At 63.6% G+C, this 22,049-nt stretch carries 22 protein-coding genes; 5 read left to right on the top strand and 17 right to left on the bottom strand.

Annotated features, from left to right (window positions below):
* Positions 1-988 precede the first annotated feature (988 nt).
* Positions 989-1,570 carry a hypothetical protein gene (locus AB0L58_RS42305; protein ID WP_364397161.1) on the top strand — a complete coding sequence of 194 codons (582 nt, stop codon included), beginning with the start codon at positions 989-991 and terminating at the stop codon, positions 1,568-1,570.
* 72 nt (positions 1,571-1,642) lie between these two features.
* Here the strand turns inward: AB0L58_RS42305 and AB0L58_RS42300 are convergent, their stop codons facing one another.
* Positions 1,643-2,389, bottom strand: coding sequence for an Asp/Glu racemase (locus tag AB0L58_RS42300; RefSeq protein WP_364397158.1), 747 nt, complete (start codon positions 2,387-2,389; stop codon positions 1,643-1,645).
* A 183-nt stretch (positions 2,390-2,572) separates the two neighbouring features.
* Here AB0L58_RS42300 and AB0L58_RS42295 point away from each other — a divergent pair, with 183 nt between their 5' ends.
* Genes AB0L58_RS42295 through AB0L58_RS42280 form a run of 4 tightly spaced genes read left to right on the top strand, consistent with a single transcriptional unit; the run spans position 2,573 to position 6,671 of the window.
* Positions 2,573-3,889 (top strand): hypothetical protein, encoded by a 1,317-nt coding sequence (locus AB0L58_RS42295; RefSeq protein WP_364397155.1) that lies wholly within the window; start codon positions 2,573-2,575, stop codon positions 3,887-3,889.
* 21 nt (positions 3,890-3,910) lie between these two features.
* Positions 3,911-5,083 carry a homogentisate 1,2-dioxygenase gene (locus tag AB0L58_RS42290; RefSeq protein WP_364397151.1) on the top strand — a complete coding sequence of 391 codons (1,173 nt, stop codon included), beginning with the start codon at positions 3,911-3,913 and terminating at the stop codon, positions 5,081-5,083.
* Positions 5,084-5,105: 22 nt separating this feature from the next.
* The gene (locus AB0L58_RS42285; protein WP_364397148.1) at positions 5,106-5,861 is read left to right on the top strand and encodes an acetoacetate decarboxylase; all 756 of its coding nucleotides are present in this window, start codon (positions 5,106-5,108) and stop codon (positions 5,859-5,861) included.
* A 3-nt stretch (positions 5,862-5,864) separates the two neighbouring features.
* The gene (locus tag AB0L58_RS42280) at positions 5,865-6,671 is read left to right on the top strand and encodes an alpha/beta hydrolase (protein WP_364397146.1); all 807 of its coding nucleotides are present in this window, start codon (positions 5,865-5,867) and stop codon (positions 6,669-6,671) included.
* Positions 6,672-6,766: 95 nt separating this feature from the next.
* On the opposite strand, the gene AB0L58_RS42275 is transcribed toward AB0L58_RS42280, so the two are convergent.
* From AB0L58_RS42275 to AB0L58_RS42200, 16 genes are all read right to left on the bottom strand, one after another.
* Complete coding sequence (locus AB0L58_RS42275; protein ID WP_364397143.1) at positions 6,767-7,537, bottom strand: GntR family transcriptional regulator; 771 nt, start codon at positions 7,535-7,537, stop codon at positions 6,767-6,769.
* Positions 7,538-7,865: 328 nt separating this feature from the next.
* Positions 7,866-8,483 carry a hypothetical protein gene (locus tag AB0L58_RS42270; protein WP_364397140.1) on the bottom strand — a complete coding sequence of 206 codons (618 nt, stop codon included), beginning with the start codon at positions 8,481-8,483 and terminating at the stop codon, positions 7,866-7,868.
* 26 nt (positions 8,484-8,509) lie between these two features.
* Entirely contained in the window at positions 8,510-9,469 is a 960-nt protein-coding gene (locus AB0L58_RS42265) for an MlaD family protein (protein WP_364397137.1), read from the bottom strand.
* On the bottom strand, positions 9,466-10,563 hold the full coding sequence (locus tag AB0L58_RS42260) for an MlaD family protein (RefSeq protein WP_364397134.1): 1,098 nt from the start codon (positions 10,561-10,563) through the stop codon (positions 9,466-9,468). Before AB0L58_RS42260 ends, AB0L58_RS42265 begins: the two co-directional genes overlap by 4 nt.
* A complete protein-coding gene (locus AB0L58_RS42255) occupies positions 10,560-11,669 on the bottom strand; it encodes an MlaD family protein (protein WP_364397131.1) in 1,110 nt (369 codons plus the stop codon). The genes AB0L58_RS42260 and AB0L58_RS42255 overlap by 4 nt, the downstream gene beginning before the upstream one ends.
* On the bottom strand, positions 11,663-12,700 hold the full coding sequence (locus AB0L58_RS42250; protein WP_364397128.1) for an MlaD family protein: 1,038 nt from the start codon (positions 12,698-12,700) through the stop codon (positions 11,663-11,665). Before AB0L58_RS42250 ends, AB0L58_RS42255 begins: the two co-directional genes overlap by 7 nt.
* Entirely contained in the window at positions 12,688-13,686 is a 999-nt protein-coding gene (locus tag AB0L58_RS42245; protein WP_364397125.1) for an MCE family protein, read from the bottom strand. The genes AB0L58_RS42250 and AB0L58_RS42245 overlap by 13 nt, the downstream gene beginning before the upstream one ends.
* Entirely contained in the window at positions 13,683-14,705 is a 1,023-nt protein-coding gene (locus AB0L58_RS42240) for an MlaD family protein (protein ID WP_364397122.1), read from the bottom strand. The genes AB0L58_RS42245 and AB0L58_RS42240 overlap by 4 nt, the downstream gene beginning before the upstream one ends.
* A gap of 27 nt (positions 14,706-14,732) precedes the next feature.
* Positions 14,733-15,590 (bottom strand): ABC transporter permease, encoded by an 858-nt coding sequence (locus AB0L58_RS42235; protein WP_364397119.1) that lies wholly within the window; start codon positions 15,588-15,590, stop codon positions 14,733-14,735.
* Complete coding sequence (locus AB0L58_RS42230) at positions 15,590-16,432, bottom strand: ABC transporter permease (RefSeq protein ID WP_364397116.1); 843 nt, start codon at positions 16,430-16,432, stop codon at positions 15,590-15,592. Before AB0L58_RS42230 ends, AB0L58_RS42235 begins: the two co-directional genes overlap by 1 nt.
* 118 nt (positions 16,433-16,550) lie before the next feature.
* Entirely contained in the window at positions 16,551-17,516 is a 966-nt protein-coding gene (locus tag AB0L58_RS42225) for a fumarylacetoacetate hydrolase family protein (protein ID WP_364397113.1), read from the bottom strand.
* Between the two features lie 19 nt (positions 17,517-17,535).
* Positions 17,536-18,045, bottom strand: coding sequence for a DUF2505 domain-containing protein (locus AB0L58_RS42220; RefSeq protein WP_364397110.1), 510 nt, complete (start codon positions 18,043-18,045; stop codon positions 17,536-17,538).
* 75 nt (positions 18,046-18,120) lie between these two features.
* Positions 18,121-19,632: a hypothetical protein gene (locus AB0L58_RS42215; RefSeq protein ID WP_364397107.1), complete on the bottom strand. Its 1,512-nt coding sequence runs from the start codon at positions 19,630-19,632 to the stop codon at positions 18,121-18,123.
* Positions 19,633-19,694: 62 nt separating this feature from the next.
* Entirely contained in the window at positions 19,695-20,048 is a 354-nt protein-coding gene (locus AB0L58_RS42210) for a DoxX family protein (RefSeq protein ID WP_364397104.1), read from the bottom strand.
* A gap of 51 nt (positions 20,049-20,099) precedes the next feature.
* Positions 20,100-21,902 carry a long-chain fatty acid--CoA ligase gene (locus AB0L58_RS42205; protein WP_364397102.1) on the bottom strand — a complete coding sequence of 601 codons (1,803 nt, stop codon included), beginning with the start codon at positions 21,900-21,902 and terminating at the stop codon, positions 20,100-20,102.
* The gene (locus tag AB0L58_RS42200; protein ID WP_364397163.1) at positions 21,899-22,030 is read right to left on the bottom strand and encodes a hypothetical protein; all 132 of its coding nucleotides are present in this window, start codon (positions 22,028-22,030) and stop codon (positions 21,899-21,901) included. Before AB0L58_RS42200 ends, AB0L58_RS42205 begins: the two co-directional genes overlap by 4 nt.
* Positions 22,031-22,049: the final 19 nt, after the last annotated feature.

Genomic DNA, 22,049 nt, shown 5'->3' with positions numbered 1-22,049 from the left:
CCAGCACAACTGAAGACTGAAACCACCAACACAACCGACCAAATGGTCCAAATTGACCTGCCGTCAGATGGTCCGGATTGGCGTGCTGTTGACAATCCGGAACATTCCTATATGGCATAGCTCGCCCCGATACCAGGGTGCGGCGGAACTATTGGGGCGCGGAGACTCCAGCCGGGTGTCGAAATCTGACCAAACTTCGGCGAGATCCGAACTTTCACTGAAAATCTAGCGCTCCAGAAATGGTGACCGGTCAGTTCGCGGCCCGCATTGCATTCCAAAGCTTCGATCACGAATCCCACCGAGATGCGACGAATTCCCATTGTGAACTAGACGAGCCGACAAGCGTCACCGGATTCGGTGGCGGCCGGGTCGATTTCAGCGGCGCCTCGAACTCGCATGCAACTGGATGGACCAGGCATGGACATCTACCTCCTCGCCTTTCAATGCTTGTTGGCTATTGGCCAACAAGCTATCAGTTTTATTGTCAGTTGTCAATATTGCACATTGGCGCCACGGACGTGCCATGTGCAGCTAGCAAGGCTGATGGACTTCCAAATATAAAAGTGTCGTATGTCAAGTTGTTTATTGACAGTAGCCAACATCACACCTACGGTTTGCGAGTGCTCGGACTCGGCCAGGGTCCAGCTCGGATGCGGTGACCGGCTCGCCGTACGCCGATGCTGAATCTTCCGATCTCCCAGCGCTTCTCACCATCTCGAAATTGGTCAACTACCCGTCCACCGGACGCCGCTCCCCCAGAAGGACACCGTCATATGCAAGGCTCCCGAACCGCATTCGTCGCATCACCAGTGCAGCGGACATCCATGGCGCTCACACTGACCGTGCTGATGGCGCCATGTTTCATCGGTCAGGCACAAGCTCAGCCGAATGGCTGCGGGAATGGGACTGCCACGGTGTACTCGGTGACTGGATCGACATGCCCATCGAGTTCTCCCGATCCGTCGGCGCCGACGGGCACCATCAGCAGATGGAACCAGCTGACGACGACGTCAGACCGAGCCCGGCGCAACGACTATCCGATGCCGAGATCGCCACCATGTCGGCAGCCGAGCGGCGCGAGCTCATCCGACGCCTGCGGGCGTTGGACGAACGGGTGCTGCCGCGGCCTGAACTGCTGCGGCTGTATCGGCGAATCCGGTTGGGGGCGATGGCAGGCGGCTCGCTCGCGATGATCCCATGGATCGTTTATCTCGCGTTGACGCTGCCGACCCAGTATCACGCACGGAACTGGTCGACGGTGTGGGTAGGTTTCGACGTCCTGTTGGTCGCGATGATGGCGGCAACGGCCTACCTCGGAGGACGGCATCGTCAGCTGGTGATGCTGCCGGCATTCGGCACCGGCCTGCTGCTGTTGGTCGATGCGTGGTTCGACATCATGACCGCCGACGCGAGGGACGTCTGGATATCAGTCGGCACCGCGGTGCTCGCTGAGATTCCGCTCGGCATCCTGCAGATCGGGAGCGCACTACTGCTTTTCCGATTCCTCATACTCGCTCATCCGCTGCACGATCCCGCAAGAAGCCCGTGGCGTATGAAGGTGCCGTTCTGAATTGGCGCGGCATCCGGTGGAGACCCACCTGCCTGCCTGCGCGTTTGACGCTCGGACCGCTGCCGTCAACCGTCAGCTCTGCGGTTGCGAGAAGAGGGCACCCGCATCAGCGGCGACGGCTGGTTGGCGGAGGCGTTGCAGGATCTGCCACGCGGTCGCCGTCGCTGCGGTGATGACCGGAACACCAAGGGCCGCTTGAACTTCGGAGATCGCCTCCAGTGACGGCATCTGCACACACGCCGAGAGCACCACGACATCGACCCCACGGAGGTCCAAGCCCGCAGCGATTCCTTTCAGACCCGCCGGGTCGAGCCTGCCGACTGCAAGGTTGTCGTCGACCTCGAGGCTGACCGTGTCATGGACCTCTATGCCTTCGGCTTCGATATAGTCGGCGACCTTCGCCGTGAGGTGCTTGACGTAGGGCGTGACGATAGCCGTTTTCTTTGCACCGAGATGGTGCAAGCCTTCGATCAGTGCGCCTGCGCTCGAAACAACGCCTCCGGCTTGATGTTCGACGAGTTCGGTGAGTCGGCGTTCGATGCCACGGTGTACGCCGGGCCCCTGGGACATGATCGCGACCAGGCACGCGTAGGCCATGACATCCACCTCGGCGTCGGCCAACTCAATAGTGGCCCGGTCGGCGTCGGCGTTCATCGCCGCGAGTTCCTCGGGCGTCACGGTCTTCATTCGCATCCGGTTGGAATGGAAGCTGAACCGTTGCCCCGTCAGATGGGCCACACGTCGCAGGACCTCCGGCACCTCGGTCTCCATGGTGGTGTTCGAGCTGGGAACCAGCAGGCCGATTCGGTGGTTGGACATCTTTCCTCCGCAGCGTTCGAGAGGGCGGGCGGCAGCCGCGGGTCGGGTTGCCGGTCACCCCGAGCTTAGGCACGAATTCATTGACGATCAATAGTTCACATGTGATTATGGGATTTAGCGAGGTCGAGGTCACGCCAGACGGCTGGCGAACAGGGATCGGCCCCATAGACAAGGAGGTCTTTCATGGTCAGTACGGCGAAACTTCCTGCGACGCCGGTGCCGGCGTTCATGCAACCACCGATGTTCGTGGCGTCCGAACGGCTGGTGCGGGGGAACATCAACGCCTACAACGTCGATTCCTTGCCCACCGGCACCCAGCGGGAGCTGGTCGACATCTTGGCGTCCGATCGCGCGTTCTCTTTCGGAATCCTGCATCTGCCGCCCGGCCCGCAGCCGAAGGTGGTCGCGGTGTTCATGCATCCACGGGAGAACCAGACCCGGCAGTACCTCACGCCGTATCTGCTGGCTGCGGGGTACGCGGTGTGGGGACAGACCAGCCGCGCCCTCAACAACGACTCCGACATGGTGCACGAAGAGGTAGTGCGCGACACCGCGGCAGGTATCCGATTCCTGAAGAGCCGGGGTTTCGAGAAAATCATCCTGATCGGCAGCAGTGGCGGCACCTCATTGCTGTCCTACTACCAGTGGCAGGCCACGCTGGCACCGAGCGATCGAATCACAGTCGCACCCCATGGTGAGCAGACGAAGTTCGCCGACGAGGACATGCCCGCCGCGGATCTGTTCATCGCCGTCGCACCCCACGCCGGTGAGGGCATGATCATGCTGAACATGCTCGATCCGGCCGTGGTCGACGAGTCCAACCCGCTGGCGATCGATCCAGAGCTGGATATGTTCAATCCGGACAACGGATACCGGCCCTATCCGGAACCGAGCAGCTACGACCACGAGTGGCTGGCGCAGTATCGCCGAGCGCAACAAGCTCGAGCGCGACGGCTGGACCTGCTCGCGCGCACGTCCATCGCCGACTATCAGGACGCCAGGGCTGCGGTCGATCCAGAGCGGATCAGCACGCCGACCGCACGCCGTGCCCTGATGAGCCCATATATGAGTATCTACGGCACGGTTGCCAATCCCGCGCATCTGGATCCCTCGATCGATCCGAATCATCGGATGCTGGGATCGATTTTCGCGCAAGGTCATCCGCTGCGCGGCTCGTATGGTCCGGTCGCACTCGGCCGTATCCTCACCGCTCGCGCATGGCTGTCGACCTGGAGCGGACTGTCCGCACAGGCCGAGTGGACCCATGCCGCGGAACATCTGACCGTGCCGAGCCTCGTCATCGCCCCCCTGGGCGACACCGACGCCCTGCCACAGGAGCAACGCGAGATCTTCTCCCGCATCCCGGTCGAGGACAAGACGATGGTCGAACTCGATTACGCCCATCACTATCTGATGCTGCTGCCCGAGGCCCCTGTTTCCTATGACCCGCGCGAGAAGGCCGGCGAAATCATCGTCGACTGGCTGAAAAACAGGTTCTAACAACGTATTCGGAGATCAGCCATGCCTTTCTATCGTTCGGTGGGCGAGGTCCCACACAAGCGGCACACGCAATTCCACCAGCCCGACGGCTCCCTCTATCGCGAGGAGCTGATGGGCACGGAGGGCTTCTCCTCCGATTCGGCCCTGCTCTACCACCGCCATTCCCCTTCCGACGCGGTATCCGCGCAGGTGTGGGAGATCGGCAGAGACCACACCGAGCCGAATCACCCGCTGCTGCCTCGTCTGTTGCACACGCACAAACTCGATACCGGTGGCGATGCGGTCACCGGGCGGCGTCTGCTCGCCGCGAACGCCGATGTCCGGATCTCCTACGTCGCCGCCGACCGGCCCAGCCCGCTATATCGCAACGCCATCGGCGATGAGCTCTACTTCGTCGAATCCGGCACCGCGCGTTGTGAATCGGTCTTCGGCGTACTCGAGGTCGGCGCGGGTGACTATGTCGTCATGCCCACCTCGGCGACGCACCGGTGGGTACCGACCTCGGACGCGGAACCGACCCGCCTGCTGATCGTGGAGTCGACAGGAACGATCCACGCCCCTCGCCGATATATGTCCCAGCGAGGCCAGTTCCTCGAACACTCCCCCTATTGCGAACGCGACCTGCGTGCCCCCACACAACCCCTGCTGGTCGAGGGCGACAACGTCGAGGTGCTCGTCCGGCACCGCACCGGCGGAACACGATACGTCTATGCTCACCACCCCTTCGACGTTGTCGGATGGGACGGCTGCTTGTACCCGTATGCCTTCAACGTGGCGGATTTCGAACCGATCACCGGCCGCGTCCACCAGCCGCCGCCGACCTTCCAGACCTTCGAGGGCCCCAACTTCGTGATCTGTTCGTTCGTGCCGCACAAGTCCGAATACCACCCCGAGGCCGTCATCGTGCCGTACCACCACGCCAATGTCGACTCCGACGAGCTGATGTTCTACGGCGATGGCGGGCGAGGCGGGCACGGCATCACCGAGGGATCAATCACCTGGCACCCGGCCGGATTCATCCACGGACCCCACACCGGTGAACTCGAAATGTCGGTCGCGATGTTCAACGACGGCTTGGTCGACATCAAACCCCTCAATGCCGTCATGATCGACACCTTCCGGCCGCTCGACGTCGGCGGCGACGCGCTGGACATCGAAGACCCCGATTACCTGTCCACCTGGCGAACCGCCTGATCTCTCGAACGCAAGGACCCGCATGAAACGCGATCAAGTTCTCACCCACCTGGCCACCCCGCTGGGCGCACCACCGTATCCGCTAGCCGCCAACCGTTTCTACGACCGCGAATATCTCAACATCGTCTACCGCACCGACTTCGACACGTTGCGCGCGATCGTCCCCGAACCGCTCGAGATCGACGAACCCCTCGTGCGATTCGAAATCATGCATATGGGCGACATCGGCGGCCTCGGCCCCTACACCGAGGCCGGTATCGCGGTGAAAGTCCGCCTCGGTGACGAGGAGGGTGAATACCTGCACGCGATGTACCTCGACAACTTCCCGGCAACCGTGGGCGGGCGCGAGCTGTCGGCATATCCCAAAGTCCTTGGCGCACCGCGCCTCTACGTCGATCACGGTGCACTGGTCGGGACACTCGACATCGGCACGCTGCGCGTCGCCACTGCCACCATGGGCTACAAGCACTTCCCGCTCGACCCGGTCCAGGCGAAAGCACAGATCACCGTGCCGACGTACATGATCAAACTCGTTCCCGGCTACGACTTCCGACCGCGGGTGGCGGATCTGGTACGCACCCAGATCACCGACGTCACGGTCAAGGAAGCCTGGACGGCCCCCGGACGGCTACAACTGTTCGACCACGCGCTGGCACCGTTGGCCGACCTTCCGGTCCGCGGCGTCGAGTCGGTCAGCCACATCGTCACCGATCTCAACCTTGCCCCGGCCGTCCCAGTTCACGACTATCTCAGCGACAACGGCCGAGGAAGCGAATAGGGCATGCCGAGCCCAATCGAATCCGGTCCCTATCTCCGCCGCGGCGGCACGACGGGAACCGGCCCTACCTTGCTGCTGCTGCACGGGCTCGGCCAGACGGCCGACCTGTGGACCGGCGTGCTCGAACTCCTCGACAAGCACAGGTCCGGTCGATGGATTGTGATCGATCTGCCCGGTCACGGGCGATCCGCACGTCTTCCCGACTACTCCTACGAGTCGATGACCCGAGCCGTGGCGGAAGTTCTGGATCCAGACGAACCGCTCATTATCCTCGGGCACTCCCTGGGTGGAGTCATCGCAATCATGCTCGGAAGCGGGCGGTACGGCCTCGACATCCAGGCTGTGTGTGCCCTCGGCGTCAAACCCGATCCCTGGCCCGAGGGAGCCGACGACGTGGCGCGAGCGATGGCGACCACGCCACCGCAAGCCTTTCCCTCCAAGGCGGTTGCAACAGATCACCTCCTGAGCCTCATCTCGGCGCAGGCGGCCACCGACGCGGCTACGCCGACCGTCCGGCGCTGGTGGGATACGGCCACAGCCGAACACGACGGCGCGTGGACCCTCTGCCTCGACCAGCAGGTCTACGCCGTCGGCACACATGACATGCAGAAGGTCGTATCGCAGTGCCGCGCACCGCTGATCCTGGCGGCCGGTACCCTCGATCCGCTCGGCTCGCCCGAGCACCTGCTCGAACTCGATCGGCACGCAGTCCTGCTCGACGGCGAAGACCACTATCCCCACCTGCACAACCCCGAGTCGCTGACCCCGCTGATCGAACTGCTGTCGATCCACGCCACCGACAATACGTAGCGCCATCGGTCTTGGGCCCACACGGTCAATTCCGTGTGGGCCCAAGCGATCTCTGCTACAGAGCCCGAAATCGGAAATCAGGGGAAGCCGATGACTTATCGCGCCTCGGTGAGGTCGATGACTTCTTCGGAGATGGGCCGGTCAGGCGGACCGTAAGCCCGCATCCACTCGATCGTTTCGCCCTCGGCATCTTCGAGCCTGACCACAATCATCAGCGCCGGGCTGTTGGCGGCCAAGCCGAGATGGTGTGCTGTTATCGGAGGTGCCGCGGCAGCCTGGGTCTGACGAAACAGTTTCGCTACCCTGACTCCCTCCGATTCCAGCAGCGGAATCATATGCATTGTCCGCAGGTCGCTTTTGCGGTGGCGTTCACCGATCTCGGGCAGCTGAACATGGTGGGTGACCACCTGCGCCGCACCGCGATACGAAATCACCCGCAGCGCCTGCCAGAGACGAGAGCCCGGTTCGCGACCGAACGCTCGGCACGCCGCCGCAGGCGCGACATCCACCGACGCAGTGATCAGTTCGTACCGTAATTTCGAATCCCGATCCGGGGGAAAGAATTGGAGAGCGGGTTCGACAGCAGGGTCGGGTGGAGCGACGAAAGTAGCGCGGCTTCGACGCCCGCGGCCCCGGTCGACGAGCCCCTCACGCGCCAGTCTTTCCAGCGCATTCCGAGAGGTGATGACACTCACTCCGAACCGAGCGGCCAAATCACGTTCACCCGGAAAATCGTCACGACCTATCCAGAGCCCGTCGAGAATCTCGGCTCGCAACTGCCGGTAGATCTGGACCTGCACCGGCACATCGGAATCGGTTAATTCGACGTTGTCGCCGACATTCGAGGCTAGTGGACGTGCGGACATGGCTCTATCCTCGCATTTACCGACCGCCGACGGGCATTTGCCGCCCCATCGGGGACCCTGCCACGAGGGTTCGATCAGAACCGAATCTGCACATAGGCCGCGAGACGTGCGACGTGTCGTTCAGCGCATCTGGATGAGCAGTAGCCCCGCGGGGAATCTACCGCGAAGAACAGAGCCAGACCGCAGGATCGGCAGAACAGCGATCGTGCGCCGGTCTTGGCCCGCAGGCGCCATACGATCTGCCGGAAGATTTTTCTCATTCGCCTGTCCTCAATATTGTTCTCTGGCAAAAGGATCGGCGGCTGAGCAGCATTGAAAACGCCTGGCCTCACTTCACCGGGAGCGCGGCGTCCATGCCGCCGACGTCGGAGATCTGCCAGTTGTCGTTGCCGTCGACGGTGACGGTGTAGGTGACGGTGGTTTGCCCGCCGTTGGGTGTCTGGGCGTTGGTCGAGGACACGTTCAAGAAGACGTTGACCTTGTATATCCCGCCATTGTCCGAAGTGACCACAGCGGCAATGGGATTGGCGGTCGAGGTCCACTGCAGTGGGATCAGGATGTCCTTCAGCTTCGGTGCGGTGGCATCGAACTTGTTGGCCAGCGGTGGGTTGGTGTGGGCCTTCAGCTTGGCCTGCCACGTCCCGAGGTCGTGGAAGTCGATGGTGGAGGCGCCGATGGCGTAGTCGGTGGCGACCTGTTCGGCGTGTTTGTGATCGGCGGCAGCGTTGTCTCGGTCGGACAAATCGCGCTGAGCCGAAACCAGCAGCCAGGCCAGTACGCCCACAATGAGCGTCATGATCACCGCGACCGCCACGCTGATCACGGTCGACAGCGGAAGGGCAATGGTGGCTCGGTGTCGTGCTGCGGTGGGCGGGGCCGGTGGCGGGTCCACCGAACCGGTCTGTTGGCTGTCGGTGAGGTCCTTTTCGACTGTCTCGGTTGACATGTCACTCCAATCTTCGTGGTGGGGGGTTATTTGATATGTATTCGCAGGGGTATGGAGCCGTCGGCGGTGGTGGCGTCGAGCGCTTGGGAGATGAGAGCGCTGATATCGATGCGCGGGACCGCGTTCGTGGCGGTCGTAGCCAGCGGCGCGATGGCGGGTGCGAGCGTTTTCAGGTCGGGGCCGATCTTGTCGAGGTAGGCCGAGACGTAGTTGAGGAACGGGACCAAGCCGTCGCCGTCGGTGTATTGGCCGGGGATCTGGCTGTGCCGGACGAAGTTGGCGATCACTTGGGTGAGTCCGTCGATTCGAGTGCCGAGCTGCCCCCACAGCGGTCCGGCGGCGGCCATCGATGGGCCGGTCCAGTCCATATCGCCGCCCATTGTCTGCAGGTCGGTGAGCAGGCCGCGGATCTGTGGGGTGCGGCTGAGGATGGTTGCGGCCAGCAGGTCGGTCGAGCGGGCCAGCGGCGCAACGATCGCCTCGGTTCCCGCCAGAGCCTGAGCGATGGTGTTGATCAATGAGGCGATGGCGGCGGGATCGAGCTGGTTCAGCAGCTTCGTCACGGTGCGCGCGACCTGGGGTATCGACGTCGGCATGCGAATGGCCTGTGTATCGATGACCTGACCATCGCGCAGGTATGGCCCGCCACCGGCAGTGGGGGTGAATTCGATATAGGGCTCGCCCAGCGCGGACAGGCCTTCGATGCGGGCGGTGCTGGCAGCGGGGATGTGGAAAGTGTCGGCGATCCGAAGCCGTACTTGCACGCCGGTCGCCGTGTTGTCCACATTCATGACCCGGCCGACCGGTATGCCGGACAGCAGTACCGGTGAGCCATCGGTGAGGCCGCCGGAGTCGGTGAGGGTCATGGTCGCTGTGGTGTAGCCGTGGAACCAGTCGACGCGGGCGACACCGAATGTCAGATAGGACGCACCGAGGATGAATACCGCGGCGATGGCGCCCAGGGAAGCAATCGTGGCGGTCTTCATCGCACCGCTCCGATCATGCGCAGCGTCTCGATGATTCGATCCACCTGATCGGAAGCGGCAACCGGAGCAGCAACCGACGCCGCCGCGTTTACTCCGGCGATGTTGACCTTCGGGTTCGCGGCGAAGGGGATGATCTTGTCGCGAAGCAATGCCACGAGTTTGTTCAGGTTCGACGGAGCGCTCAGATCCAGTGGCCGACTGCCGAGTACCAGGGGCACGAATGCGCTGGCCGCTGCGTCGCCGGAGGCTGTAAGGGGTGCCGCCCACACCCAGTCGTGGGCGACGACTCCGAGGTCGCTCAGGATTGTGAAGACTTCGACGATGGAGGTGATCGCCCCGGTGACATGCGCTGCGCCCTGCTCCGTGAGCAGTCCGCTCAACGCTTCGCCATTGTCGAGGAAGACCGCGCTGTCGGCCGAGAGCGCATCGAGGAAGCAGTCGACCTGTTCGAGGTTTTTGGATACATCGGTGAGATCGGAGCCGATGACGTCGAAGGTGTGTGCGGTATTCGCGGGATCCGCCGGCAGGATCCGGTTCATCCGGTCGATGATGTTCTGGAACTGATTGACGGCACCGCTGTTGAAGAAGGTCGCCATCCCAGCCATCAGATCCTCGATCTGCAGTGCCGGGCTGGTATGCGACAGCGGAATTGTCGCGCCTGGCTCCATGGTTCGCGAGGCGCTGCCCGGTGGAGTCGTGAGGGCGATGTAGACGTCGCCGAGCACGGTGTTCTGCCGTAATTGCGCGGTGGTGTCGACCGACAGTTTCACCGAGTCGCTGATGCGAACCTGCGCGGTGACGTATCCGGGCCGGGTGGCGGACGCGTCGATGACGTTCACTCGGGACAGATCGCCGATCTGCGCCCCGCCGGCAACGACCTTGGCACGGGCGGGCAGATTGAGTGCGCTCGCGAACTCGATCAGTACCGGATAGGTCTGGCCGGACACCGACGTACCGGGCACTGGCACCGACGACGGGTCGAAACTGCAGGCGCTGCCACCGCTGATCATCCCCACGGCCAACGCGGCGGCGATCACGCCGCGGCACTTCCGGATGCGGTTCGGCGGCCTCGTAATGCCGAGTCTCGGTGTCATCGTGCACCCGCCGTTCCGAGTACGAGCTGAAGCAGTTGAACGTCGACCAATCCGTTCGCGGCTTCGGTGCAGCGGCCCGGTGCGTCAGCATTGATCGCATCGCACACTTGTTGCGAATCCTCCACGGGGACAGCGACTTTCGGCGGCGCGTAGGTGACCGAGGCGACACCGGTGTCCGGATCGATCGACTTGGTGAAAGCAGCCGTGATCGGCGGGATCATCGTGATGATGTCCTGCAGGGTGGCGACATTGGCGCCGAGGAACCGCACCAGCGGCACCGTCGCGTCCAGGCCACGGCGCAGCACGCTCCCGTAGCGCACGGTGATCTCGTTGAAGATCGGCAGGAACCGGAACAGCGAATCGAGGATGCTGATCACCGGCGTGAAGAGTTCGTTGTTGACCTGGTCCAAGACCGGAGCGAATCGGGTCAGCATCGACTTGATATCGCCCCACCCGCCCGCGGTGCTGGCGGCCAGGTCGGTCAGCGCGTCGACAATGTCGCCGATGTGCCCGATCGCCGCATCCGGCGAGGCCAGCGCGACACTTAGTTTCTTGATGATGGCGTTGATTCGGGGGCCGAGGTCGGTCGTGGAATTGTTCAGCGCGGCGATACCTCCGCCGATCTGATTCTGGTGAGCTGGATCGTCGCCATTGAGTTCGTCGGCGAGCTTGTTGAGCGCGTCGAGGGTTTCGCTGATGCTCTTGGGCGTCAGGGTGTTGGTGATGCAGTGGTCGGGGTCCCAGTGGCCTGCGGCGCTGCGATCGCCGAGCACCGCGAGGTCACGATCGGCCACCAGCGTCTGCGCCACGGTGGTCGCGGCAGCGTCGGCGGGGAGCCGGTAGCGTGCGTCGACGGTGAAATCGACTTGCACGCGAGTGCCCTGCGGCGCGATCGAGGTCACGGTGCCGACCGGGGTACCGAGCAGCGTGACGTGATTTCCGACGTAGAGACCGACCGAGTCCGGCATGACCGCGCAGTAGGACATCGTCCTGTGGATCGGATGCAGCACCAGCAGGTAGGCGGCTGTGATCACTGCGGTGAGCACCGCGACGGTGGTCACCGACATGAAGCCGCGGGAGGCGAGGATCCTGTGCCACATCAGCATGCCCGCCCCGGCACCGGGATACAGAGCCCAGAGCCTTGGACGACTGCGGCGGACTGGTCGACGGTAGGGTCACCATCACCGGAGGTGTGGGCGCGCAGTTGTTCGCCCAGCGCGTGGACACCGTTGATGACGGCGCCGAGGCGGTCGAGGAGCTGTTCGAGGTCGGGGATGGCATCGGCGAGTCGTTGAGCCATCGGTTGCAGCGTGTCCTGCCAGGGGGTTTCGATCGCGGCGATCCGGGAGAACAGTGTGTCGGTGTGATCGACCGCTAGTTGAATTTCGGCACGTTTGTCGATCAGCACGGTCTCGACGAGATCGATGTTGTGGATCAAGCGGCCGAAGACAGATTTCGCGTTGTTGATCGAGGTGAGGTATTCGTCGGCGAGCGCCAATGTTCGGGAGATGTCATTGTTCTGTTGCACCATGATGTCGACCAGGGAATCTATGGCCGAGCCCATCTCGCGCAGACCGTCCGGAGTGTCGGTCAGTGCGGTCTCGACGGCGGCAAAGTTCTTGCGCAGGGTGTCTCCATTGACATCGTGGATGGGCTGGACCGCGTCCTGGAAGACTTGCATCAGGCCGTAGGGCAGCCGGACATGGTCCGCGGGAATCGTTGCGCCGCCGAGTGATCGGGTTCCAGCGGGTGTGAGTGCGACATAGTGGCCGCCGACAAAAGTCAGCATGCGGACATCGAGGGTGCTCTGATCACCGACGAAGGTCTCGTCGGCGACAGTGAAGGCCATGTCGACGTGATCGGTCCGAAGGGTCAGCTCGGTGACGGTGCCGACCGGAACGCCCGCGACACGGACATCGTCGCCCACTCGAACCGCACCCGCTTCCGGCAGGCGAGCACGATAGGTCGTCTTGCCAAGGGGGAGAACATAGATCAGGCCGGCGGCGATGAGTACCACGACGGCGACAACGACTCCGACGACACCTAAACGCAGGTCCGACCAGACGGCGTTCGTGGCACCGCGCCTGCGAAAGATCATGGCCGACTTGCAGATCCGGTTCCGAATCAACGGTTGCATATCGAGATCCTTTGCCCGCGAAGCAGCACCTGCATGATTCCTGGCACGGGGGCATCTCCGTGTGAGCAGGCCGAATTGACATCCGGTCCGGGCGCGGCGACCAGCGCGTTCAGCGACTGCAGCAGTCCCGGTAAACGATCGAGAACGTCGAGCGCCTGCTTCGGATCGGGAAAAGCATTGTGCACCAGAGTGTTCAAGTCGGTATTCGGGTCGGGAGCAAGTCCGAGGGTGGCGGCGAGGTGGTCCAGCGGCAGCAGGACCGGTGGCACGGTGAGGGCGTAGTCGACCATGCCGTCGAGCTTCTGTTGCAGGGCGGTGAAAACGTCGGCGAGACCGGTGATGAGGGTGATCAGCTGGGGCGAGCGGCCGCTGAGCTGGTCGGAAATGGTTTGCAGGTTGTGCACCAGCGCGGAGATCACGTGCTGGCGGTCGGTGACGTAGCGGCTCAGCCCCTGGATCGCTTCCATAGCGGGGCCGATGCCGTTTCCGTTGCCCTCGATCACCGCGAGCATGCTCTCGGCGAACTGGTTCAGTGCGCCTGGGGAGAACTCCGAGAGCACGGGCTGCAGTCCGTTGAACAGCGTGGTGATGTCGAACGACGGCAGCGTGTGGCGGGTGTCGATCGTGGCACCCGCCGCCACCGCGCCACCGGCTTGCTGTGGTTGCTGGATATCGACGTAGCGTTGGCCGGTCAGATTCTGGTAGCGGATGGCCAGCATGGTGTTGTCGAAAATTGGATGCCCGCGTCCAACGGTGAGCCGAACCGCCGCGGTGCTTGCGTCGAGAGTGACGGCGCCGACCTTGCCGACCGCGACTCCGTACATGCGCACGTCATCGCCGGTTTTCAGACCGCTGGCATCCGTGAACCGAGCCGTGTAGCTGTCGGTTGCGCCAGCGACCGGACGGGTGATCGCCTGGATGATCACGACGAACATCACCGCGATAACGACGATGAACGCCGCGAGACGCATCAGAGTCCGGATCATCGCGCTCCCCCCTGCGCAGGCTCTGGACCGAGCAGCGGGACAGCGATGGCGGGAACATCGTGCAGGACAATCCGCAGGTTCACCGCGGGGCCACCGGACGCATCCGTGAAATCCTGGTTGAGGCGATCGAGAAGCTGCGACAGCTCGGCACTCGAGCGCTGCGGCGCCGGCACCGTTTGCGCGATGGTGGCCAATAACGGTGCCAGCATGGTGGTGTAGTCGCCGAGGTTGCGGTGCATCGACAAGCCGAGTTCGCCCAGAGCGGGCCACACGTTCTCGACGATCATGGCCACACCGGCGTCGAACAGCGGCTTGTCGGTCTGCAGGACCTCGATGCGGTTGATGCGGTCGAGCAAATTGATCGTTCCGTCGATCATCGGTGCGGCCCCCTCCAGCGTGGAGCTGTATTGCTGGATGAGATAGGACGCCGCGTATTTCTGGGTGTCGGCGATCGACTGTGCGGCAACGACGATGGTCTGCAGGATCGGGGTGAACGCGCGCAGATCGGTGGCGACCTGGCGCAGCACCTCGGCGAACTGCGGGGTCAGTACCTGAGTGGCGGTCTGGGTCAGGGACCGGATGAGGCTGCCCATAGTGGCGTCGTCGACCCGGGCGGCGTGGCGACCGGTCAGATCGATGGTGGCGTTGTCGGCCAGCGGGGCTCCGCCCGGTCCGTAGCGCAGTTCGATGACGCTGATGCCGAAGGTGTTGGCCGGGACGTTATCGACGTCGAGGCTGTCGTCGAGTCCGTACAGCTGGGAGCGGTTCAGGCTCAGCGTGATCCGTTGCCGGTCACCGCCGAGGGGCTCGATGGTGGCGACCTGCCCGACTTCGACACCACGCACCCGTACCCGCGTTCCGGTATCGACGCCGTCGCCGATCTGCTGCGTTTGCAAGGTCACGTGCAGTTGATCCTCGCCCTGCAGGCGATCCATGGCGGTCCAACCGGCGGCGACGAGTACGACTGCGGTGATCGCGGCCGCTCCCGTCCGCATCGACCGCCGACGATCACCGGTCACCCCGGGCAATCCATAGTTCTTCACTGATTACCCCGTGAACTCGATCGGTGAGTTGAATCCCCACAACGCCAGAGTGAGCACCATGTCCACAGCGATGATCGCCACGAAGCTGGCCCGCACGGCCCGGCCGGAGGCGATACCGACTCCCTCGGGGCCGCCGTGGGCGAAAAAGCCTTGATAGCAATGGATCAGGATCACGACGACCGCCAGGACGAGGATCTTGATCGCCGCAGCGATCATGTCGCCACCGCTGACGAACTGGAAGAAGTAATGGTCGTAGACACCGCGCGCTTGGCCGTGAATGGTGACGATCACCGTGGCACACGACAGGTAGCTCAGGATCAAAGCGACCAGGAAGGTCGGGACGATCGCGACCGCCCCCGCGATCATCCTGGTGGTGACAACGAACGGAATCGAGCGCAGGCCAAGCGATTCCAGTGCGTCGATCTCCTCGGAGATCCGCATCGACCCGATCTCCGCGGTCATCCGGCACCCGGCCTGCGAGGCGAAGCCGATCGCCGCCGCGATCGGCGCGAGTTCGCGGGTGGTGGCGAAGGCCGACACGATGCCGGTCAGCGGGCCGAGCCCGATCATATCCAGAGTTGCGAACGACTCGATCCCCACCAGCGTCCCCATGGCCGCACCGAGGACGATCAACATCGGGACCGTGCCGCCGCCGACGATCAATGACCCTCTCCCCCAGGTCATATCGGTGATCCGTCGCATGGTCTCAGCCCGGTAGCGATAGATCGTCTCGGGGATGGCCGACAGCACCTGCCAGACGAATCCGAGCACAAATCCGGTAGCTTCCACCGGAGCGATTACCCAGCGAACAAGCCGGGACAGCCGTCGAAGACCATACGGAGCATAGGTAGACGGTGTCATCACGCCACCTTCACGGGCAGGAACATATCCGCCAGCTGCGAGATCACCAGGTTGACCAGAACGATCGAGACAACCGACAGCACGACCGCGGCGTTGACACCGTCGGCGACACCACGGGGACCACCACGGGCCTCCATCCCGCGCTGGCAGGCGAGCACCACCACCAGGAACCCGAATATGATCGACTTGCCCAGTGACACACCGACATCGGCGACGACGGTGAACGATCCGAAGGTGGCCCAATAACTTCCGGAGGTCACGCCCTGCGACACGACCGCGACCAGATATCCGGCGACAACCCCGGCGAACATGATCAAGACATTCAGCAGCGGGGCCACGATCACCATGGCGGCCATCCGCGGGACGACCAAACGGTGGATCGGATCGACGCCCATCACCCGCAGCGCGTCGATCTCCTCGCGGATCGTGCGGGCTCCCAGGTCGGCAGCGATAGCGGCGGCACCCGCACCGCCCAGCAGCAGCCCGGTCGCGATCGGCGCGCCTTGTTTGATGATGCCCAGTCCACTGGCCGCGCCGAGCAGTGCATCGGCCCCGAGGTTCTTGATCAGGTTGCCGACCTGCACGGAGACGATGACACCGAACGGGACGGCCATCAAGATGGCGGGCAATGCTGTCACGGCGATGAGAAACCAGCCGGTTTGCAGCATTTCTCGCCATTGGAAGCGCAAACGGACGGTGTCGGTCGCGATGCCACGCACCGCGTCGAGCCCGAGTCGCACGACCCGCCCGAAGGTTTCCACGCCCGATACGACCGTGTCGGTGAAATTCGCGCGCACGATCTGCAGCGCCGACGGTGGTGATCCATCGATTAGTTCGGACATGATGAGGCCTCCGCGGGCTACTTCGGCCTGTGGGACAACCGGTTTCGCGGTTGGCCGGAACCGGTGATGTTCGTGGGGTAGATCCTGTTCACCGTTGAACAGCCTTCGATCGTGACGGTCAGGGGGAACTCACCAGGTTGCGCTGGGTGCCGAGGTCGAGCGCGCCGTCGGCGGTGGAGATACCGGCGGTGACGAGGTCCCCGGGCTGCAGATATCCGCTGGTGCGCAGCTGGCTTTTGACGAACAGCGGCCATCGGCGCGCTTCCGGCAGGAGACCGGCCACACGCTGGGCGATGGCGCTGGGCAGCTTCAGAGCCACACCACTGGGGGTACCGGTGATCAGCAGGTCACCGACGTCGAGATCTTCGATCTGCGACAGCTCGGTCAGGGTCTCGGCCGGGCCGAACAGCATATCCGAGGCCTGTTCGTTCTGACGCAGCTCGCCATTGACCTCGAGATGCAGCTGCAGCTCCGACCACCGCGACGCCTCCCCCGGATCCGGCACCGTCAGGTACGGCCCGACCGGGCAGAATGTGCGATAGCTCTTGCCCTTGTACCACTGGTTCTCGCTGAGCTGGACGTCGCGGGCGCTGACGTCGTTGGCGATGACGAACGCTCCGATATAGTCGTCCAGCTCGTCCGGTGTCACGGTCACGGGTCCCGTAATCGGTTTGCCGAGCACGATGCCCAGTTCGACCTCGTAGTCGAGCAGCTGTACGTTCGCCGGTCGGACGATGTCATCGGTCGGACCGGACATCGACGCGGTGGATTTTGTGAAGAACACGTTGAACGACCGATTCGGGTCCATCTTGTTTTCGATCAGATGGGTCTTGAAATTGGCCCCTTGGGCCACGATCCGGCACGGACGCGTCACCGGGCTGAGCAGGCGTAGCGCTCGCAACGGTAGCGGTGACGGCTTGGATTCCCCGGCGAGCAGGCGACGGGCCACCTTGACGCCTTCGCCCAAAATCTCCGCGGTTGTGCTGTATTCGGTCGGCAGCGGCAGCACATCGTCGCCGGAGACCACGCCCCAGGCCGCATCCTGTAGCGATGGCTGTTGGTAGCGAACCAGATTGATGCTCATGAATGGCGCTCCTTCGGGCCTATGCCGGGACGGTGCCGGTACCCAATCGGGCGTTGATGAATTCACCTTCGGCATCGAGCCGTTCGCTGGCCTGGTCGACCATCATCTTCTCGATCTTGGGACCGACGAACGGGATCTTGACCTCGGCTGTTCCGACGATCGACAGGAGAGACCCGGTCGCGGTGGCCGAAAGGGTGGCCTCGGCCACGACTGTGGCGGGGGCACCGGTGACGGCGATCTCGATCTCCGCGCAATAGCCACCCGCGGTCGATGTCCATGTCTCCGACTTTGTGCCACGTGCGTTGGACGGCAGCATGTTTCGCATCGGACCGGGCAGAATCGAGGCCGGAACCGGACTTTCGGAGAGCACGATCAGCCGAGTCTCGAAGACCTCGTGCGCGACTACGAGGGCATCGGGTCCATTCACCGATTGCACACATGCCGTGACGAACTCACGGTCGCGCAGCAGATCGAGTACCGCCTCCGGCGGAGCCGGAAACGATTGTGTGACAGTCAGTTGCGTTGCCATCAGGTCCTTCCTTGGTAATTCGGTGCCGCTCGGTGATGCGCCGAGCGGCACCGTCGAGCTACTGCGTCACTGCGGTTACGCGGGGCATTGCAGGATGAGCGTCCCCTGGTTGTCGACCGGTTTGGAACCCAGTCCCGTCGCCTCGATTCCGCCTGCCACACACAGGGTTCCGACCCGGCTGTGCGGACCGACGAGAACGGTGGATGTCCCCGGAGCGGTGGTGCGCAGCGGTCCGGTGACGGTTGCGGTGTCGACATTGCCGCCTTCGGCGACGTGCAGCGCGTCCGATGGCAGCACGGTGAAGTTGCCGAGTACCAGGCTCGGGCCGGGCAGGCCGTTGGCTGTGACACGGCCGTCGACGCCCAGGTCGTCGATATCGGCGAAGACATCGATCGCGGGGCTGCCCGGGCCGTCGGTCGAGATGTCGTGCATTCGAACGGTGTCGATGTGACCGGCGTAGACATTCAATCCGCGAGCGCCGAGACCGTGCGTGGTCACCGGCCCGTTGGCGGTCAGCATTCCGACATGCGGCCAGCTGACGATGGCGATTCCGGTCGGACCGAAGGTTTCGATGGGCCCGTCGAAGGTGACGGAGTTGATATCGGAGAAGAGGTCGACGCCGCCGGCGTTCAGCCCGCGGGTGGTAATCGGACCGCCGACATGCATCCGGTCAATGGGAGCCTGCGCGCCGATGAATACCGCGCCGGATCCGACCTGTGCGCGGTCCGTCCCGAGCGGATTCAATCCGCCGTCGGTGTGCAAAGCGCCGGTCTCGAGGGTGGACACACGGACGCTACCGGAGGTGGGGTGCTGGCTGCGATCGTGCAGAACATCACCGATCGGCGTGCCGTCGGGGGTCGGCACAGTGATCGGGGTCGCCCCGAAAATCGACACACCGCTGCCGACCACTGGCGCATCGGGCCGCCCGACGGAGATGCCGCGCAGGTCGGCCGTAATGACCGAATCCGCATCGGGCTGCCGGTTCCACAGCTGGAAAGCGCCCTCCCTGGATTCCAGGGGGCTGCCGTAGAAGACGTAGCGCGGCTTTTCCTGGCTCGACGTATCGGCGGCGACGATGTCGAGGCCGTCCACCGTGACATTACCGCTGCGGACCTGGTCTTTTGCCAGCAATTGCACTTGGCCGGTGGTGGTGAGCCCGACCAACTTCACCGTGCCGAGGCCAGCCGCTGCGGTGTCGTTGAAGATGGCCCGCTTAGCCGGATCAGCCTGGATCCGTAGTTTCGATACGGTGTTGTCGCTGGTCAGTTGTATGCCGTCGACCGCTGGCGGAAAAGTGATCGCGGCGTCATCGGTGACACCGACGAGTCGCTGACCGGGCGCGAGACGAATCGTGCCTACGCTGGATACGACCCCGCGGACACCGATCTCATGCGGACAGGTATCGGCGAGGGCCGCCGACAGTTCGTCGGCATTGGAGATCTCCACGACACCTGCCGCGCAGCCGCCGGGTGCGGACTCGGCATACGCCTGAGAGGTGGCATAGGCCCCAGCCAATACGGCAGCCGCGAGCACGATGTGCGCACGTGTCGTCGGTGACAGGGCCGTTGTGGCCGTGCCTCGTTTCATTTACTTCCTCCTGGTCGGAGTGCCAACCGCCGCGGGGCGGTCGGCGTTCGAGTGTCGAATAATCAGAGGGTGAGCACGCGAGTAGCGATGAATGCCGCGGCGATCAGCCCCAGAATCAGCGCTGGGACCATGGCTTTCACCGGATCCTTCGCACGCGCGTGAGTGACAAGTGCACCGAGCATGAGCGCGAGTAGTCCGCTTCCCGCAGCCACACCCAGCCATCCCCACACAATTCCGGCCAATACCCCGGCAGCGCCGAGGATTTCGAGTGCACCGATCACCCGATACTGGGCGTGTGGCACGCGGAGGTGATCGGCCGTGGCCATGGCCTGCTCGGCGCCGATGGCCTTTGAAATCCCTGCCGCGAAGTACGCCAGCGCGAGCAGGATCGCAAGAATAACAACGGCGATATACATGGAATTCTCCTTTCTGTGCCTATATCCGAGCCGGAACAAGGCCACGGTTCATCACGCGTAAAGCGCTTCGATTTCTGCGGCGTATTTCTGCGCGATCGGACGGCGTTTCAATTTCGAGGTCGGTGTCATCTCGTCGCTGTCGGGCTGCCATTCGACGGGCAGGATTGTGAAGCGTTTGATCTGTTCCACTCGTGCCAGACCCGCGTTGGCTCGATCTATGGCCGATTGCACCGCCGTGTGCAGAACGGGATCGTTTGCCAATTGCTGGATCATAGTGTCCGACAAGTCATTTTCCTTTGCGAACACGCTGACGGCATCGCCATCGAGCACGATCAGGGCAACGTTGTAGGGCCTGCCATCCCCGATGGCGCACGCCTGCCCGATCAGCGGGCTGCTTTCTTTGATGCGGGCCTCGATATTCGCCGGAGACATATTCTTTCCGGCGGCGTTGATGATGAGTTCTTTCTTGCGGTCGACGACGTGGAGATATCCGTCGTCCGCCAATTCTCCGATGTCTCCGGTGTGCAGCCAGCCATCGGTGTCGATGATTTCGGCGGTGGCCGTCGGCCGATTGCGGTAACCGGCCATGATCAGCGGTCCGCGGGCGAGGATCTCCCCGTCGTCGGCGAGGCGGATCTCCATACCGGGCAGCGCGCGGCCGACAGACCCCAGCTTCACCTCGTCGGCGCGGGTCATTGTGATCAGACCTGTGGTCTCGGACAGTCCGTAGATCTCCTGCAGCGGGATGCCGAGGGCGTGGAAGAACTCGATGACCTGCGGTGGGACCGGCGCCGCTCCGACGATGGCGACCACAATCTCGTCCAAACCCAGGCCGGCGCGGATCGCGGCGCGCAGCGGGGCGGTCTGATTCAATTCTGTCGCAAGCGAATCGCTCGGCTCGCGCCCGGCCTGTCGTTCACGCACCGCCTCGGCGCCGACCTCGATCGCACGCGTGAGCTGTGCCCGCAATTCGACGTTTACCTCGGCGGCGATCTTTGCCTGGATGGCCGCGCGCAGCTTCTCCCACAGCCGCGGCGGCGAGAAGAACATGTGCGGGTGGAACTTCGGCAGCGCGGCGCCGACCTGGTTCAGCACCGGGATGCTGATGATCGAGTAGCCGACGACTAGCGGCATGTAGTGGCTGCAGACCCGTTCGGCGACGTGCGCCATCGGCAGGTACGACAGCATCCGGTACTCGGCATCTACGGCCATCACCTGCAGAACCGAATCGGCCATTGCCAGCAGATTCCGATGGGTGAGCTGAACGCCTTTGGGAGCGCCCGTGGTTCCCGAGGTATAACTGATGACGGCGATGTCGTCGGGTGCGACCGCCTCGATCAAGGCATCGAGATCGATGGTGGTGGAATCGGTCTCGATCACCGTCGACCATGGGGTCGTGCCTTCGACAGGTTCACCGATTACGACGATCGTGTCGACGGCTGTGCTCTCGAAGTCGCGGGCAGCCAGCACTCCTGGCAGCAGGGCGGGTTCGGTGATCACGACCCGGGCACCGGTATCGGTCAGTAGGTGAGCCAATTGCTCAGGCGGATAGGTGTTGTACATCGAGAACGGTGTCGCCCCGATCAACAGCGCACCGGCGTCGGCGAGGTGGAACTCCGGTCGGTTGCTCAGTAACAGCCCGACCGTGTCGCCGCGCCGGATTCCGAGTCCGACCAGCCCGGCCGCGGCCCGGCGCGCGTGCTCGCCGTATTCGCGCCAGGTGTAGGCCAGCGTGCCGTCTTCGGCGGCCAGGGCCGGTTTGTCGCCGCGCACGGCGGCGGTCGCAAGCAGGGCTTCGCCGAGGGTGCGCATCGACAATGCGTCGCGAACAGTTGCGGAGGTCGGGGTGCTCATCGAGTTACCTCTTCCTGAGGTGCGGCGGCGGGAACGATGACATGTCCGGTAACGGTGGCCAGGATCGCGGCGGGGTCGTCGTCGACGGAATCGCCGCGCCAGGCGACATGACCATCCGGGCGGACCAAGACCAGCGCGCGTTCGTAG

Origin of the sequence: Nocardia sp. NPDC052112 (assembly GCF_040680135.1) — a bacterium.
Taxonomy (GTDB): domain Bacteria; phylum Actinomycetota; class Actinomycetes; order Mycobacteriales; family Mycobacteriaceae; genus Nocardia.
This window is presented reverse-complemented; position numbering and strand designations above follow the sequence as displayed.